Source organism: Vibrio zhugei (genome assembly GCF_003716875.1).
Lineage (GTDB): Bacteria > Pseudomonadota > Gammaproteobacteria > Enterobacterales > Vibrionaceae > Vibrio > Vibrio zhugei.
On the sequence record NZ_CP033077.1, the window covers coordinates 953,166 to 969,273 of the forward strand.

A 16,108-nucleotide genomic window follows, 5' to 3' on the forward strand; every position below is an offset into this window, starting at 1 on the left:
CTTAATTATTATTTGATAATCAAAGTAAATGGCTATGAAGATACCTGACTGCAAAAAATTAGAGACGTTTTCCTATTTTGATGCTGAGAATGAGAAGAAAACCCGCTATGTGTTGGCGTTGACCTTCATCACCATGGTGGTAGAAATTGGGGCTGGCTCACTCTATGGCTCGATGGCGCTTTTGGCCGACGGTTGGCACATGGGAATCCACGCCGCCGCTTTTTGTATTACCTTATTTACTTATCGCTACGCGCGTAAACACAAGCACAGTGGCAAGTACTCCTATGGCACGGGCAAAGTTGGCGTGCTCGGAGGTTACACCAGTGCATTGATCTTAGGCATCGTTGCGCTGGGCATGGCGTTAGAGTCCGTGGATCGTTTCGTGAATCCCGTGTCCATCGAATTCAATGAAGCGATTTTTGTGGCGGTGATTGGTTTGATTGTTAATGCATTAAGCATGGTGTTGCTACAAGACCACGACCACCATCATCATGGCCATGAACATCATGAACATCATGAACATCATGAACATCATGAACACCATGAACATCACCATCAAGACGGTCATCACGACCACAATTTAAAGGCGGCGTATATTCATGTGCTGACGGATGCACTGACATCGCTTTTAGCGATTGGCGCATTGATCATGGGCAAATATGTCGGTTGGATTTGGCTTGACCCGATGATGGGCGTGATCGGCAGTATCGTGATCAGTAAGTGGGCTTGGGGATTAATGAAGCAAACCGCGCCAGTGCTGTTGGATCAAGCGATCGATGAGTATTACGAAGAGAAGATTGTTGACGTGTTACAGTCTGAGGGAGTGACCATTAAGGATATGCATATTTGGAAAGTCAGTGCCGATCACTTTTGTGCGACTCTGGTGGTTCACGATGAGCAAGATCGTCAACCTGCATACTTTAAGCAACGTTTGCAAGAGTTTGATAAGATTGAACACCTTGTGATTGAAGTGAACCCTAGCTAGGAGAGCAGTATGTCATCGATTGCGTCACTAAGTCATGTATTAACCGAGTTTTACGATAAGATGGCCTCGTGGGAATCGTCCGTGGTACGGGAATCGGATTATTCGCTCGCGCAGATTCATACGCTTGAAGCGCTGGGTAATCACGGTGCCATGAATATGAAAGCCTTAGCGCACCATCTTGGAGTGACCACTGGCACATTGACCGTACAAGTGGATAAGCTGGTGAAATTAGGATTGTTGACTCGTCAATACAGTGAGCAGGACCGTCGCTCGATTGTGGTTGAGCTGACTGAGGCAGGGAGTGAGATTTATCAACATCATAATCAATTTCATCTCGCCTTAACTGAGGAGCTTACCAAAGGGCTTACTCAGGATGAACAACAGCAATTAAGCGCATTATTAGCGCGAGTGAATCAGGAGTTCTAATCGGTTTGATGCCCATTGGCTATGATTCTTGGGGCTGGTGATGGATAAGCTTAGCCCCCGATTGATAAATACCATGTTTATCCTCGGGGTTATATAACGCACAGTGCTCAAGCGACAAGCATCCACATTGAATGCAACTGCCGAGTTGATTTTGCATCATTTTCAAGCTGGTGATACGGTTTTCAAGTAATGTATGCCACGCTTGACTGAGCGTTTGCCATTGCTCTGCTGTTGGCGCTTTGTGCTTGGGAAGAATCTCCAGCGCTTGAACAATTTCTTGTAACGTTAACCCTACTTGCTGCGCGGCTTTGATGACCGCAATGCGGCGTAATATCGCACGCTGATAGCGCCGTTGATTCCCCGCATTCCGCGTGCTGAAAATCAATCCTTTTTCCTCATAAAAGTGCAATGTGGCCACACTGACTCCGGTGCGTTTGGCCACTTCTCCGACACTCATCTCCATGGATTTTTCTCCCTAAAAAAGCCTTGACCTCAAGTTAACTTGAGGAATTAGCATACTCAATACCGAAGACATCATCAATGACAAACACGCTTAATTGATACGTTGCGTGTTGTGGTTATGCGAACACAAGGAAGCGCCATGTTGAACTATCACGATTACATTCCAACGTTACTGACAAAAACTTATCAAGAGCAGGCAACCTGGCGAGTGAAGAGGAAGACACATGCGCTGCTGGCTTGGCTGACACGATTGGGCCGCCGTTGGCGGATAAGACGTTTGGCTTTTCAGCAACCCGTAGCGCGAGACCGGTTTATTGCGGTCTATGAATTCACCTTAAAACCGGATTGTCACCGCGATTTCCGCCAAGCTTGGCGAACCGTCACCGAGGGGATCTATTTGCAATGTGGCAGCTATGGCTCACGTTTACATAGAACCGATAAACCAGATGTGTACGTTGCGTATGCACAGTGGCCAAGTCGTGAACAATGGGAAAAACAGCACACGCTGACCGGTGAGAATTACCTTAAAGCCCGTGAACAGATGCGAGCCTGTCTACTTGACTCACAGACTCGCTATCGCATTACGGTCTGTGATGATTACCTGATATAGAGCCGTAATACCGAGACGGCTCCTCTTTTTAGTTAGTGGGCCATGCTGGCTTCGAAGTAGCGTGGCGAGACGCGTGAAGAGGGAAGCATTCGAGGAGCCTCAGCCTCACGAATCAGCCTGTTATACATGGCTTCACGGCGTAACTCGAGAATCTCATTGATCATTACATCTTGAGAGCGTAAGCCAAAATGCGTGGTGTAGTTTTTGATTTTGGCCACTTCGCTTGCATCAAGTTTATACACTTCTTGTTTTAAACGCGCTTCGGCTTCTTTTTTGATTAGCCCCTGCTGTTGCAGCAACTTAATGATTGCTTGGTCGAGGTTGTGCAGCTGTTTAGTCAATGTGTCATGCCTTTCATTATTAATTATATCGATGACATGGCTAAGCCCGCCATGCTTGAATGCAGACGTACTGTACGCATTTCTCATGACAGTTTGTTTACGGTAATGAGAGAATACGATGAGATTGTGTAAGAGATGAGGTTAATTGTGTCAAATTTGCGTAGAAAAGCAGCAATGGCGGGCGATGTGCTGGTTATTTAACCCATCATTCCCGCCAACCTACTGGGTGTGTTTAGCTCAGTGATACGGTCTTTTTCTGGGCCAATTCCATCGCGACGTGGCTGAGACAATACGCCGCTTCATTGATAAAGTGAGGATACACGTCCTCGTCTTTGTCCCATACCATATCGTCGCCAGAGAACGTGATGAACATAGGATCACCGCGGCGCAGTACCTCAAAGTCTCGACCATCCAGGCGAGGGTGCACCATGGCCGTTCTCACACCATGTTCGTCTAATGGCAGTGTGACAGGGCCGAGATAGAAGTACGCCTCATAGTTTGGGGTTAAGGCTGGTAGAGCGTTACGGTTGGCGAGATCAATAAAATCCAACACGGCGGTCAGCATGTCTTTCATTAATTCCAATGGTTCAAATTGGAGTGCACCATGCGCCTGTGCGCCCACTTCAATCATGACACCATTTTTCCCCATACTGCATAAATACGCTTGTTCTTCCCAAGCAATTTGGTCTTCAAATAGAATATACGCATTGGGCATCTGCTGTTTGACATACGCGCCCATCTTTTTGTAGTAAGGAGAGCTGGACAATAATATGAGGGTTGCGCCCATATTGCTGGTGGTGTTGTGTAAATCGATCACCATTTGTTGCTCACGGTCTGCATAGGTCTCGCGAAGAGAGTGGGCAAGGCGGGTTTCGTTACCGGACTGGGCGTTTTGACGCGCACGCGCGTTAAATTGGCGATTCAAATCTTGATCCACATAGCGCAGCCCCTTGTCCATGGCGGCGGGGTTGGCGATGAGCGTTTCAACAGATAAAGAGTCGCGCTCGGTACGATAGAGCCCTTGTTGTATTAAATGATGCAGGTAAATCCCTGAAAGTTCATTGCCGTGTGTTCCCGAAACGAGCAGTACGCTATCGATAGCTTCCATGATGTCTGACCTTATAACTGGATGAAGTGGTGGGAATGCGTATTACAATGTGAATAAGCGCCAGCGTGTGTTGTGGCGCTCTTTACGCACGTCGCTAGCTAGAACGCTAACACAACGATTTTTGAGTGCAATGGCCAAGCTTGAGCTGATCATTGACTATGACCGTGTTTATTCGCTCTCAGCGATCTTTTCCGCGTGGAAACGCAGTCGAACATAATCGGCCATCCAGCCTTGCTCTGGCGAGTATAATTGGGGTTTGACTCGTTGCGCGGTGGCGTTAAGAAAGGTCTCTTCTAACTCGCTCGGCATGCCTGAAATGACGTGATTGGCAAAAATAGTAAGCCATGCTTCCACGCCAGACTCTAGCGGTGTTGGTCGAGAGAAACACTCGATGAAATGGACTTTAAACCCATGCTTTTCCAGTTGCGTTTTATACTCTTCTGCTGTTGGGAAGTACCAAGGGTTATGGAATGTGCCCATTTCCGGATGAGCTTCGATCACCGCTTGCATTGCGGTGGTTAGGGCATGGATGTTACCGGCTCCGCCAAATTCGCCGACAAAGCGTCCATTAGGTTTCAAAGCACGATTTACGCCTTGCAGTACGTGGTGATAGTCGGTGATCCAATGCAACGCTGCGTTACTAAATACGGCATCGAACTCTGCATCAAAGGTGAGTGCATCGCCACTCATGACTTCCGCTTTCAGTCCTCGCGCTTTTATCGCATCAATCATACTTGGGCTAGCGTCAACACCATAGACATTGGTGCCTGCTTGCATGATTTGCTCGGCAAGTTCTCCGGTTCCGCACCCTAAATCTAAAATGGTCTCATTGGCTTTTGGAGCCAGTAAGTCAATGACTGAGCGTCCAAATTCAGACACAAACTGAGCATCTTTTTGGTATTGATTGGCATTCCATTGTTGTGTAGACATTACTTCTCCTTAGTGAGCATGCTGACTTTGGCCGCCTAGCGATTGTACGTGCGGTCTGAATAGAAGATAACCAATCGCTTCTTAGATGTCACCCCATAACGATATAATTTATTGAAAATAATGGCTTATTTCTACGCAAGAGTCTGCTTAATGCTCTTCTCGCTCTACGCCGACGTCATTGCCATAGATAGACTATTGCTATGCGACTGGTCTAGAGTGGTTTTATAAGGGCGTCATAGACCCTTTATTTTTCTTATTTGCAATCATCAATAAAAACAAAGAGTTAAAAATACGCCACTGAAAAGGGTCAAATTAGGGGGTGAGTGCTAAGCGCTTGGTATTACGCCGCTTTGTGCTATATTGTTCTAGTTCACTGCCGCACAGGCAGCTTAGAAAGTGTTTTGTAAAAGGGTGATGAACATGAAAATGTTCACTGCCGCACAGGCAGCTTAGAAAAAAATAGTGTTTCGAAAGACTCATTTGTCATATGTTCACTGCCGCATAGGCAGCTTAGAAATTCTTCAATCTTTAATCGTTCCAGCGTTGATTATTCATTCATTGAAGGAGAACGACCATGCCTAAAACTTATCTTGCTTTACTGCTGGCGCTATGCATGATGAATTTTACGCGTTATCAGAAGGAGAGAGCGTAATGTCATACAGTCTTGGGGTGTTAGCTGGTATGGGGCCTCGCTCCACAGCGCCTTTTATCGATATGTTGGTGGATGAGTGCCAAAAGCAATACGGAGCCAAATTCGATATCGACTATCCCAAAATGCACATCATTTCCTTGCCGACACCTTTTTTCCCTGATCGGGTGGTTGAAGATGCTGCAATGTCAGCAGCACTGCGCGATGGGATTAGCGATTTGGTAAAAGCAGGGGTTAATTTGATCGCAGTTCCCTGTAATCTGGCCCATTGTTACTTCGCTGAGATGCTGGAAGCCAGTGCTGGCATTCCTGTCCTGCATATTGCCGATTGTGCGCTTGAACACTTGCCTGATGAAGCGGAGAACATTGCCGTGATTGCGACTGAGGCTACGCTTGATGCGGGTTTTTATCAGCAACGTCTACATATAGCGGGAAAGCGCTGTGTCTCTTCTGACTCATTACGCGTGATTACCACGCGTTTAATTGCGCTGATTAAGCAAAACGGATTTGCCGATCCTGAAGTGATAACACAGTGGGGGACCCTGATTTCCTTAGCGCAGAAAGCTGGCGCTCAGGCGCTGCTTATTGCCTGTACGGACATAAGCCCTCTGCTTAAAAGCCATCCTCAACAGCTGCTGCCGATGGTGGATACGGCAACAAGTCTCGCTGAAGCTGTCATTCGCGATTTTGCAAAGATGAGGCTGAGCCAGTAGCTGAATTTAGCCATGATGCCCAGGCAGGTATTTGCTTGGCACGGGAGGATTTTTAGCACTAAACAGGCCCGATTTCAGATAATAAGTGCGACATTCATGGAAATATGTAGAAGAGGAAGCCAACTGCTGAAAGTGGTACGCTCTTCTCGCCAAAGAAACAAGCAGTACTACCATGAATTATCAACAGTTGACCGAAGGCAGAAGATACCAGATTTCTGCTCTTTTGGAACGGGGAATTTCGGTTCCTGAAATAGCTAAAACAGTTCAGTGCCACCGCTCGACGGTATACCGTGAGCTTAAACGCGGTCGGAAGGGAGAGCATTATTGCCCTAACGAAGCCCAGATGTCGTCTACCAAAAAGCGCAAAACAGCACGTAAATACCGAATACCAAAGGAACGTGTCGATTTTATCCGCCTTCTTTTAGAAACAGATTGGAGTCCAGAGCAGATTTCTAATGTATTAACGAAAATTGGTGCATCTGTCAGTCATGAGTGGATCTATCGCTTTGTTGCTCAAGATAAACGCTTGGGCGGTAAGTTATATCGTCACTTGAGACAAGGTCATAAGCGGTATCGCCGAGGTAAACAAGAGAAAGCTCCAGCGATAAAAAATGGTTCATCGCGGATTAGCGGGAATTTAAAACAAAAACGGTAGAAAGTGATATGGTTTAGTCGCCAAACAAAAATCATACACAAACTACCGTTTTCATGATGAATCATACTTTTCTATCCTCTTTTTGGGAAGGCTTTCATGTCGTAAAGTCTGCTCAAACGTCTTCTCTTATCACCATTACTCTCAAACCCAGCACAACCGCTCGGTGTTCATGTGGGCAATATGTTCAAGCCATACATGATTATCAGTGGCGAACGATTAAGGAAGCGATGATGCTCGGCGTACCTGTCGAACTATCCGTACAAACAAGGCGTATCAAGTGCCCTGACTGTGGTATCAAAACCGAATCTATTTCTTGGCTTGAACCTTTTGCGCGCCTAACTAACCGCTTACGTAGTTATATTGAACAGTTGCTGCCTCTTCTTCCTATTAAGCATATTTCCCAGATGACGGGCGTTCATTGGCACACGATTAAGGAGATAGATAAGCGCCGACTAAAAAATGGGGTGCCAGAGGTCAACTGGGCCGAGCTGAAACAACTGGTCATGGATGAGTTTGCGCTCTTTAAGGGACATCGTTATGCCACCGTTATCGCGGATGCTAAGACGCATCAAGTGCTGTGGATAGGCGTTGGACGAAGTCGACAAGATATCCGTCCCTTCTTTGAGTTACTTGGTCAGTATTGCCAGAACATAGGGGCGGTTGCGATGGATATGAATACGGCTTTCGACCTCGAAGTGCAGCAACATTGCCCCAACGCTCGCATTGTGTACGACTTATTTCATGTGGTCGCCAAATTTGGTCGGGAAGTGATGGATAGAGTCAGAGTTGATCAAGCGAATCAACTCAAACAAGACAAGAAAGCACGCCAATGGATTAAGCGCTCTCGCTGGATTCTCCTTAAAAACAGAGGCAACTTAGACAGTAAGCAGGAGAGCTACCTAAGTGAGATACTGAGTATGAACAAGGACTTAATGGTGACGTATTTACTTGGCTCTCAGCTTAAAGAGTTATGGCGATGCCAGTCAGAAAGCGAAGCGAGAGACTTATGGGACGTATGGTGGGGGCAAGTTCAAGAAAGCGGGATCAAGCCGCTTATGGACTTCGCAAGAAAGCTCAAACCTTATCTTCATGGCATCGTTGCTTCTGCATGCTATCCACTCAATACCTGTACGCTCGAGGGCATAAACAACAAGATAAAGTTAATCAAGCGAATGGGTTACGGCTATCGAGATACTGATTACTTCTTTTTAAAGATAAAAGCGGCTTTCCCCGGAAAGCCGCGATGAACCTAAAAAATGCCGTTTCGATTGATGATAGACCAAGCATCGTTGACAGTAAGGAGCGGTTTGGTGACTGGGAAATCGACACTGTGCTAGGTAAGCATGGTACAGGTGCAATGGTGACTATTTTAGAGCGTAAGACTCGATTTTACGTGGTAAAGAAAGTGCCATCTAAGTCAGCGGATGATGTCACCAAAGCGACAATAGAGCTACTGAAGCCCTATAAGAAACATGTCCATACCATTACGGCAGATAACGGGCGAGAGTTTGCAGGTCATGAAACCATCGCAAAAGAATTAAAGGCTGATGTGTACTTTGCTCATCCGTACAGTTCTTGGGAGCGTGGTGCTAATGAGAATGCGAACGGTCTTTTAAGGCAATATGTGAAGAAAGGAACCGATCTAACGACAGTGACGGACATCGATATAGAGTTCGCTTTATCGCGGATAAATTACCGTCCGAGAAAGTGTTTAGGCTTCAAGCAGGCAGCCATTATATTTGAGGAGATGGCTTTAGCTTCTTGATATTGGAGAGTGTCGCACTTCGCAGTTGAATTCGGGGGTAACCAAATTCACGTGACATGACTTTACCAATACCCTTATGCATTAAGTACGGTGGGATTATCTCGTGGCTTAACAGATCATCAATATCTTGATGTATATGGGTGATTACAGAAGAGTTATTCTGCATATTGAAATATATACCGAATTGATCGTAAAAAGATTTTGCCAGTTTTGAAGCGGATGCCGTGGGTGTCCTGATTGTATTTTTCAGTTATTACGTGGATTATAATATACAACAATCGATTGCGGTATTAATGTATTTCTCTAATGTAAAATAAGCGATTTAGATCATTAGGTCTAAAATGAATTTATACAGATTTTTTTATGAAGAGGAAAATTGTTAACACGTTTCTGCCCCAAACAGTGTTACGTCAGTTGTTGAATACTAAAATGGTTTCTATTAGTTTCCCTCAATTTATCTAATAACAACTAATTCCAAGAACAAATTTTTGTCCCAATAGTATCCTTATGTGTCCTTTAAGCCACTTTTGAGCGTCTATCCTATTGCATAAAATGACTCCATTACAGCAAAACACAGCAATACTGGAGCACAATTATGAAAATCACACAAATTCGCAATGCAACACAAGTCATCGATTATGCAGGTAAAACATTCCTTATTGACCCAATGTTAGCGCCAAAAGGCACTTACCCTGGATTTGAAGGAACAGCAAATTCACACTTACGCAATCCAACAGTTGAATTGCCTCTGCCTCTTGAAAGCATCATCAATGTGGACGCTGTTCTTCTAACTCATACTCACCCAGACCACTGGGATGAAACAGCAGTGAATGCGTTACCTAAAGATAAATTGATTTTTGTACAGCACAAAGGTGATGAGGCTATTCTTCTATCACAAGGTTTTACCAACGTTAAAATCTTCTCTGAAGAGACTGACTATCACGGTATTTCATTTACACGTACCGTCTGCCAGCATGGCTCTGATGCAGCGTTCCAACATGATCAAATGGCTGAAATTTTGGGTGAAGTGACAGGCGTGATTTTTTCCCATGCCGATGAAGAAAAGTTATATGTGGTTGGTGATACGATTTGGATTCCAAGTGTAGAAGAAACCATGAAAAAAGAACAACCTGGTGTCGTTATTCTCAATACAGGTTGGGCGCATGTACTGGGCTTTGGTCCTATTATTATGGGTAAAGAAGATGTACTAAAAACACACCAAGTGCTACCTAAAGCGAAAATCGTTGCGACTCATATGGGGGCGGTTAACCATGTATTGGTGACTACTCAAGAAATGCGCGAATACGCAGCTTCAAATATGATTAGCGATTTTGTGTTTGTTCCAGAAGATGGTGAAACAGTGATAATCTAGTTTTGATGTCATAAAGCAAACCTATGGCCTGCGTTTATGAACCGCACAGAGTAGTGTACTAACATTGCTCTGTGCATTTTACTTTGGAAACGAACTATGTATCTCAATGAAAACCATAAAATTCCTTCCGTTGCTGTTGTTGTTTTCAATCGCTTTAGCCCGTTTCATATTTCTGTCCCTAGCATTGTGTTTGGAAGAGATACCCTTAATGAAGCTTTTTTCGAGCTTAAATTTGTCGCTGGAGAGGAAGGACCGATTTTATCTGATATCGGTATGGAAATTCATACAGAGGCGCAGCTTGATTTTCTAGAGTATTGCGACATCATCGCTGTACCTTATTGGAGAACAATTGACGAACGCCCTAATGAAAAGTTGCTCAATGCTCTCTGTCGTGCTCATGCCCGAGGCGCATTGGTTGTCGGTTTATGTCTTGGTGGTTATGTTCTCGCCTATGCAGGCTTATTAGCGGGGAAACGAGCTGCGACACATTGGGAATTAGAACAGGATTTTAGTCAACGCTTTCCAGAAGTTTCGCTCGATACGAACGCCTTATATGTTGAAGATCGCGGGGTGATCACCTCAGCAGGTACTGCCGCAGGTATCGATTGTTGTCTGTATGTTTTCCGCAAATACTACAGCAGTACAATTGCGAATCGAGTAGCAAGAAGAATGGTTGTGCCTCCATACAGAGATGGCGGGCAAGCTCAGTTTATCGATCAACCAATACCTGTGACGACATCTGATTCACGTATCAATGCATTAATGGACAATATCAGGCGCAATATCAATCAAAAATATTCACTGGATGAGTTAGCAGATTCAGTGATGATGACCCGTCGAACTTTTACGAGAAAATTTAATAGAGCTACAGGTATGTCATTTGGAGAATGGCTGACGGCTGAGCGACTAAACTTGGCTCAGGATCTACTTGAATCTACAGATTTGTCTATTGAACAGATTGTCGCAAAAACTGGGTTTAGCTCAGTTCTCATTTTCAGAGATAAATTTAAAGAGCGTTATGAGGTGACCCCCAACCGTTGGAGGAAAACGTTCCACCAATAGCCTTAGATAAATATTCAGCGCCCCAACTAAGGTTTGCCATACATTTCCTCATGTCAATTCCGATTATTAGGGAGGTTAGCGTAGCTCATTAATGTCCAGAGACGTGCCAGCCGATGCTCGATAGCACGTTCTTGTTCGATCCTCACATAATAGTAAGCTTACATACATTTTGTCTGTCTGGTTCTCCATGAATCGCCGCTGATTTACCATACCGATCCTAAGACAGATAGTTTTTAACTGATTTCATCATTTTTTGGAACGATGGGCACTCTAAGTGAGATGGTTGAGGGCACGTTGCTACATGTTTTAGGCTATCTCGTACCACTTTGAGACGTTTAATTTGCGCATCAATCTCTACCGTTTTTTGAGTCAGCAAAACTCGGTCAATAGCCAACTCATCGTGTTCATTAAACATCGTTGAGATTTCACTGAGTGATAATCCAGCCAAACGGCCTAGAGAGATAATACTCAGCTTATTTAGTACGTTTGGTGCGTATTGCCGTCGCAGTCCTTTTCTACCTGTAGAATGGATAAGTCCGAGTTTTTCATAATATCTCAGTGTTGAAGGATTGAATCCAGACTCACTGGACACGGTCGCAATATCCATAAAATTCCTCATTGACTTAAAGTTAACTTCAAGTTGTATGATAGCTGCAATCTAGCAAAATTTTAATGAAATAATGAGGAATCTCGAATGGATACAATGGAATGGCTACAAACAATTCTGGTTGGTATTGGTGCTACTCTAGTTATGGACTCATGGGCTTGTTTTCAAAAACGAGTATTAAGAATTCAGCCTCTCGATTATGGACTGGTAGTACGGTGGGTAAGCTTCATTCCAAGAGGTCAGTTGATTCATCATACAATAGTGAACACACCACCGATAAAAGGAGAAAAGCGGTTGGGCTGGGGCTTACATTATTTGATAGGGATCGTTTTGGCTTTAATTCATGTATTGCTATGGGGAGAAGTATGGTTAAACAGCCCGCGTATACTGCCAGCGCTTATTACTGGTGTTGTTACGCTGATTTTTCCTTTCTGCATCATCCAACCTTGCTTTGGTTTTGGGGTCGCAGCAAGTAAAACTCCTTCGCCATGGAAAGCGAGGGGACTGAGTCTATTGGTCCACAGCTTCTATGGAGTGGGTTTATTTTGGTCGGCTTGGGTATTGAATTCTCGTTTCTTTTAAATTTGAGTAAATTCTATAACGCACAATGGTTTCTCAACGTTATGAATGATCAGGTAGGGCATGATTTTCGTTACCTGATGTCTGCCTATAATCGAGTTAGAGCACCGAGTCATAATGGCTCGATCACTATTCATTTGCCTAGTAGGACGTTGCCCGAAAGTGTACAAGTGACAGTACGATCTGGCTAAGTTAAGCAATGACTGAGTGTCAATCCTAGCGCTAAGCGTTCAGTGCGATATTTGCTGGGTGTCTGATTGAACAGTTTTTTAAAAGCATATATGTAGGCAGAATCAGAAGCGTACCCTAATTCTATCGCAATTTCCTGAATGCTCTTTCTTGAGCCTAACAATTGCAAAGATAACACTAACCGAATGTTTTGCCGCCATAGTGAAAATGATTGGGAAAACTCTTTCGAGCATAGCCTCGATAGCGTTCGTTCTGATGCTCCCACTTTTTTCGCCCACTGACTTAATGTGAATGACAAATCAGGTTGCTGCTTAAGCTGCACAAAAATGGATAACAGCCGTTTATCTGTCGGAATGAGTAGGGGAATTTCATAACGGGTTGCCGTCATGATTTGATCTCGCAATACCAATAGTAAATGTGTGATGTTGGACTCCGATTGCGAGAGGGTGCTGTTCTCAAACAAAATAAGTATCAACTCTTTTATGAATGAGTTTACAAGACAAGACTTAGGCTTATCGTCATATTGGACACATTTATCTGGGTTAAGATAAATCGCTAAAAATTGAGTATCGGTAATGGCGATGGATTTGTGAACGGTGTTGGCGGGGATATAGAGCATACCATTGTGAGGAACTATCACACATTTATCACCAATGTTTGATTGCAATAAGCCTTTAAGAGGAAACACGATTTGATGCCATGGATGCGTGTGAAAGTCATCAACGTAGCCAGAAACCATTGTCATCGTTTTGGTGATGAGTTGTTTATTAGAAAAGCCTTGTATGAGTTCATTCGCTTGCATGGTTGGCTGCTTATCTATATTAGTTGTCATTTAGTATAAAGTGCGCCATCTAGATTTGATATAGCATTTGAAGCCAATCGTTACTTACAAGGCAGAAAGATGCATATCCACTTTATTATTCACGAATATTTTGAAGCGCCAGGCGCTTATGAGTCTTGGGCAAAAAGTCATGGTCATACCATCACCTATTCTCGCGTATATGAAGGGGAACATCTCCCACAACGTGTTGAAGATGTTGACTTTCTGATTGTCATGGGAGGACCTCAAGCTCCAGGAACAACCACGGATCAATGTGCTCACTTTGATGCGAAACGCGAACAGGGAGTCATTTCAAAAGCCATTCACAATGGAAAAGTTGTGATTGGTGTCTGTTTGGGGGCGCAATTGATTGGCCAAGCATTAGGCGGACAATACGACCATAGCCCTGAGCGTGAAATCGGTAAGTTTCCGATTACGTTAACGGCTGAGGGGTTGGCACATCCGCTCTTTGACCATTTTGGCGATGTTCTGGACGTGGGTCATTGGCATAACGATATGCCAGGGCTAACCAAACAGGCACAAATCATTGCGTACAGTGAGGGTTGTCCGCGACAAATCGTTGCTTATAGTGATTTAGTGTTTGGTTTTCAGTGCCATATGGAGCTGACCAAAGATGTCGTAGCACTGTTAATTGAAAACGATGATCTCAGTGACGCGGCAAAATATCGATTTGTCGAGGATCCAGACGTCTTACTTCATCATGACTATGATGAGATGAATCAAAAATTACATGAGTATTTAGATAAATTAGAACGGTACTATCAATCAAAGCACTAAGTCGTTTTTCGGTGTTTTCTCAGGGAATACTCTGGCTCTGCAAAACCTAAACCAATCAATCGAGGAAGTCACAATGCTGTTTGTGACTTCCTTTGAGTGGATTGACGCTACTATCTCTAGATGTCGCCATTTTTTACGCTTTTTTTACGCGAACCCAGATTGCGCATCTGATAGAGTCGCTGTTAAATTTTCATTTCAAATGACGGCTATGACCATGAGTTGGCTACAGAAGCGTTACCTTTTATCCGCGTCGGTGTTGGTTTTGGCACTTGTCGTCTCTTTCGGACTTGATCACTGGTTAGGCTCCACAATGGCTGTGTTACTGATACTCCAGCTTTCTATTGTTGTCATTGCTCTCCATTGTCACTCACGACTCGCTTATGTGGCGGCGATTGCCGAAGCCGTCAGTTTCAACTTTCTCTTTACCACGCCTCGATATTCGCTTCAGATGTTCCACTTAGATGACATCATCAATTTAGTCGTTTTTATTGTGGTGGCCTTTACCACCAGCCAACTCGCCGAGCGATATCGACGTCAATACAATGCGCTAAAACAAGTGCAATTGCGCCACCAAATTTTGCTCTCTGTATCCCATGACTTGCGAACCCCGCTCGCGGGGATTATCGGTAACCTTACCACCTTCAAAGAATATCAGATGCAACTGCAAGCCAAAGAAAAGGATGAACTGCTCGACAGTGCCATCAAAGAGAGTCATCGCTTGCATCAATACATAGAGAACCTGTTGCAAGCAACGAAATTGCAGCACGGCGTGGTTCGCATCCAGAAGCAACAAGAATCCATTGTACACATTGTAAAAAGTGTCATCGGCCGTTTCTCCTCATCGACTACTCGTATTGAGGTGGTCGTAAATGGGGCGGTGCCATCGGTTGAAGTCAGTCGGGCTTTGTTAGAGCAAGCGTTATTCAATGTGCTAGACAATGCGCTGCGTTATTCTCCCAAGGATAAACAGGTCAGTGTGACGATGTATCAGAGCCAGCAGAATGTGGTGATTGATGTTTACAATCAAGGGCAATCACTGCAACCCGAAGACGCACAACGAATGTTTGAGCTGTTTTATTCCGACAAGGAAAAAAGAAGTGACGATTCTGGCTCGGGACTTGGATTGAGTGTGGCTCAAGGTGTGATCTCAGTCCACCAAGGCGATATTGAGTGTGTCGACGTACCACAAGGTTGTTTGATTCGGATTGTGCTGCCTAGCAGTCAACAAGGAGAACAGTAAATGAATTACAAAATACTGGTGGTGGATGATGAGCCTCAAATCCAAACGTTTATGCGTATTTCTTTGGCGGCTGAAGGCTTTGATTACGTAGGAGCAGACTCGTTAGCGACGGCAAAAGTGCAATTTGAGCGTGTTCAACCGCATGTGGTGGTGCTCGATTTAGGATTGCCTGATGGTGATGGCATTGAATTCCTATCGATTATTCGTCAGTCAAGTAAAACACCGGTGCTTATCCTCACGGCACGCGATCAAGAAGAAGAGAAGATCCGCTTGCTTGAAGCAGGGGCGAATGACTACCTCAGTAAGCCGTTTGGCATTAAAGAACTTATTGTACGCATTAAGGTACTACTGCGAGACTTAGTCAGTCACCATTTTGGTGAGGATATCGTGACTTTTAGTCCGCTCAAGCTACAAAAAAGTACCCACCAATGCTGGCTTTCCGATGCAGAAGTCATTCTAACCAAAAAGGAGTTTGCGTTTCTCGACATGCTGATGAGGACACCGGGGCAACTGGTGAAGCAGACGGATTTGTTGAAAGAGGTGTGGGGCGAAAGTCATACCGACGATACCCACTATCTGCGCATACTGGTTAGTCAGTTACGCAAAAAACTCAACGACAGTGCAGACGAACAACAGATCATTAAAACCGAATCAGGGATCGGCTACCGTTTAGTTTCGATGGCGTCACCTCGTGATGAATCTTCATAACACCACTTGATGATTGGTCATGCTCCATATCGGACGAATGGGTCTGCTTAAAGCAGAAACGCCTGAGTCGATTAAGACCTCGTATCAAC

General features: G+C 44.5%; 17 protein-coding genes and 2 pseudogenes. 13 read left to right on the forward strand and 6 right to left on the reverse strand.

Annotation, left to right across the window (positions count from 1 at the left end; translation table 11 throughout):
- The first annotated feature begins 34 nt into the window (after positions 1-34).
- Positions 35-985, forward strand: a complete 951-nt coding sequence (gene dmeF, locus EAE30_RS04340; RefSeq protein WP_123014839.1) for a CDF family Co(II)/Ni(II) efflux transporter DmeF — start codon at positions 35-37, stop codon at positions 983-985.
- A gap of 9 nt (positions 986-994) precedes the next feature.
- Positions 995-1,411: a MarR family winged helix-turn-helix transcriptional regulator gene (locus EAE30_RS04345; protein WP_123014840.1), complete on the forward strand. Its 417-nt coding sequence runs from the start codon at positions 995-997 to the stop codon at positions 1,409-1,411.
- A 19-nt stretch (positions 1,412-1,430) separates the two neighbouring features.
- On the opposite strand, the gene soxR is transcribed toward EAE30_RS04345, so the two are convergent.
- Positions 1,431-1,874, reverse strand: a complete 444-nt coding sequence (gene soxR, locus EAE30_RS04350) for a redox-sensitive transcriptional activator SoxR (protein WP_123014841.1) — start codon at positions 1,872-1,874, stop codon at positions 1,431-1,433.
- A 138-nt stretch (positions 1,875-2,012) separates the two neighbouring features.
- Between soxR and EAE30_RS04355 the strand changes: the two genes are divergently transcribed.
- Complete coding sequence (locus EAE30_RS04355) at positions 2,013-2,483, forward strand: putative quinol monooxygenase (protein WP_123014842.1); 471 nt, start codon at positions 2,013-2,015, stop codon at positions 2,481-2,483.
- Positions 2,484-2,515: 32 nt separating this feature from the next.
- Here the strand turns inward: EAE30_RS04355 and EAE30_RS04360 are convergent, their stop codons facing one another.
- The 3 genes from EAE30_RS04360 to EAE30_RS04370 all read right to left on the reverse strand — a co-directional run bounded on the left by EAE30_RS04360 (position 2,516) and on the right by EAE30_RS04370 (position 4,862).
- Positions 2,516-2,824, reverse strand: coding sequence for a hypothetical protein (locus tag EAE30_RS04360; protein ID WP_123015010.1), 309 nt, complete (start codon positions 2,822-2,824; stop codon positions 2,516-2,518).
- A gap of 232 nt (positions 2,825-3,056) precedes the next feature.
- A complete protein-coding gene (locus EAE30_RS04365) occupies positions 3,057-3,932 on the reverse strand; it encodes an aspartoacylase (protein WP_123014843.1) in 876 nt (291 codons plus the stop codon).
- Positions 3,933-4,100: 168 nt separating this feature from the next.
- The gene (locus EAE30_RS04370) at positions 4,101-4,862 is read right to left on the reverse strand and encodes a class I SAM-dependent methyltransferase (protein ID WP_123014844.1); all 762 of its coding nucleotides are present in this window, start codon (positions 4,860-4,862) and stop codon (positions 4,101-4,103) included.
- Positions 4,863-5,513: 651 nt separating this feature from the next.
- On the opposite strand from EAE30_RS04370, the gene EAE30_RS04375 reads away from it, so the two are divergent.
- The 6 genes and pseudogenes from EAE30_RS04375 (at position 5,514) to EAE30_RS04400 (ending at position 11,078) form a co-directional block, all read left to right on the forward strand.
- Positions 5,514-6,224, forward strand: a complete 711-nt coding sequence (locus tag EAE30_RS04375; protein ID WP_123014845.1) for an aspartate/glutamate racemase family protein — start codon at positions 5,514-5,516, stop codon at positions 6,222-6,224.
- 172 nt (positions 6,225-6,396) lie between these two features.
- A pseudogene (locus EAE30_RS04380) lies at positions 6,397-6,846 on the forward strand (IS30 family transposase); the annotation flags it as partial.
- 89 nt (positions 6,847-6,935) lie between these two features.
- Entirely contained in the window at positions 6,936-8,126 is a 1,191-nt protein-coding gene (locus EAE30_RS04385) for an ISL3 family transposase (protein ID WP_123015011.1), read from the forward strand.
- 2 nt (positions 8,127-8,128) lie between these two features.
- Positions 8,129-8,644, forward strand: a pseudogene (locus EAE30_RS04390) (IS30 family transposase); the annotation flags it as partial.
- Between the two features lie 595 nt (positions 8,645-9,239).
- On the forward strand, positions 9,240-10,016 hold the full coding sequence (locus EAE30_RS04395) for an MBL fold metallo-hydrolase (RefSeq protein WP_123014846.1): 777 nt from the start codon (positions 9,240-9,242) through the stop codon (positions 10,014-10,016).
- Positions 10,017-10,112: 96 nt separating this feature from the next.
- On the forward strand, positions 10,113-11,078 hold the full coding sequence (locus EAE30_RS04400; protein ID WP_123014847.1) for a GlxA family transcriptional regulator: 966 nt from the start codon (positions 10,113-10,115) through the stop codon (positions 11,076-11,078).
- A 217-nt stretch (positions 11,079-11,295) separates the two neighbouring features.
- Here EAE30_RS04400 and EAE30_RS04405 read toward each other — a convergent pair whose 3' ends face one another.
- Complete coding sequence (locus EAE30_RS04405) at positions 11,296-11,685, reverse strand: helix-turn-helix domain-containing protein (RefSeq protein ID WP_123014848.1); 390 nt, start codon at positions 11,683-11,685, stop codon at positions 11,296-11,298.
- An 87-nt stretch (positions 11,686-11,772) separates the two neighbouring features.
- Here EAE30_RS04405 and EAE30_RS04410 point away from each other — a divergent pair, with 87 nt between their 5' ends.
- The gene (locus EAE30_RS04410; RefSeq protein WP_123014849.1) at positions 11,773-12,267 is read left to right on the forward strand and encodes a DUF2938 domain-containing protein; all 495 of its coding nucleotides are present in this window, start codon (positions 11,773-11,775) and stop codon (positions 12,265-12,267) included.
- A 184-nt stretch (positions 12,268-12,451) separates the two neighbouring features.
- On the opposite strand, the gene EAE30_RS04415 is transcribed toward EAE30_RS04410, so the two are convergent.
- Positions 12,452-13,255, reverse strand: coding sequence for an AraC family transcriptional regulator (locus EAE30_RS04415; RefSeq protein ID WP_123014850.1), 804 nt, complete (start codon positions 13,253-13,255; stop codon positions 12,452-12,454).
- A 99-nt stretch (positions 13,256-13,354) separates the two neighbouring features.
- On the opposite strand from EAE30_RS04415, the gene EAE30_RS04420 reads away from it, so the two are divergent.
- The 3 genes from EAE30_RS04420 to EAE30_RS04430 all read left to right on the forward strand — a co-directional run bounded on the left by EAE30_RS04420 (position 13,355) and on the right by EAE30_RS04430 (position 16,019).
- The gene (locus EAE30_RS04420; protein WP_123014851.1) at positions 13,355-14,071 is read left to right on the forward strand and encodes a glutamine amidotransferase-related protein; all 717 of its coding nucleotides are present in this window, start codon (positions 13,355-13,357) and stop codon (positions 14,069-14,071) included.
- Between the two features lie 214 nt (positions 14,072-14,285).
- Positions 14,286-15,311: a sensor histidine kinase gene (locus EAE30_RS04425; protein WP_123015012.1), complete on the forward strand. Its 1,026-nt coding sequence runs from the start codon at positions 14,286-14,288 to the stop codon at positions 15,309-15,311.
- Positions 15,312-16,019 (forward strand): response regulator transcription factor, encoded by a 708-nt coding sequence (locus EAE30_RS04430; protein ID WP_123014852.1) that lies wholly within the window; start codon positions 15,312-15,314, stop codon positions 16,017-16,019.
- Positions 16,020-16,108 lie beyond the last annotated feature (89 nt).